Origin of the sequence: Staphylococcus sp. GDY8P57P (assembly GCF_017892585.1) — a bacterium.
In the GTDB taxonomy this organism is placed as follows: Bacteria; Bacillota; Bacilli; order Staphylococcales; family Staphylococcaceae; genus Staphylococcus; species Staphylococcus borealis.
Genome location: NZ_JAESLK010000153.1, coordinates 1 through 635, shown reverse-complemented (window position 1 = coordinate 635; position 635 = coordinate 1). Strand labels below are relative to the sequence as shown.

The 635-nt window shown below is 32.8% G+C and carries 1 protein-coding gene; it reads right to left on the bottom strand.

The annotated features are described in order from the left end of the window. The coding region (locus tag KA878_RS14080; RefSeq protein ID WP_245336779.1) for a transposase at positions 1-373 on the bottom strand (373 nt) is incomplete at its 3' end. Positions 374-635 lie beyond the last annotated feature (262 nt).

The window sequence follows — 635 nt, the reverse complement described above, 5'->3', positions numbered from 1 at the left end:
CCACAATTTTATTAACATTTCTAGTTGAAACACCATTAATGTATGCTTCTGTCATCGCTAAAATAAGCGATTGGTCAGAACGCGAATATTGATTAAATACTTCAGTTGTAAATTCACCGTCACGTGTTCTTGGAACTTTTAATGTCAGATTGCCAATAGGCATCAGGAAATCACGCTCATAATAGCCATTACGTTGTGCGTTTCTTCCTGAATTCTTTTGTTTATATCCAGCATTAACATACTTATCTCTTTCCATTTCCATGTATGCATTTATGACAGTCATAGCTATTGTTTTCATAGATGCATTCATATCACTTCCAAAAATAGCACTTGCCAATTCTTCATAATCTAAGTTAACATTTAATTGAGTCATATATAGTCACCTCTACAATTTTTTCTTAGTCGATTACATTGTACTAAAGTGAGCTATATATGGCTCTTTTTTTTATTACACAATTATATGGACATATTCGATAAAAATAATTATCGGTCCAGAAATGGGGAATATGTACCGATAAAATAAAATATCGACTCGAAAACGGTATTTTCAGGCCGATAAAATAAATTATCGGCCTGTAAATGAACATCTTTAGCACTTAAAATATGAAGAGCCTGGAACTGAGTGAAGTTCCAGG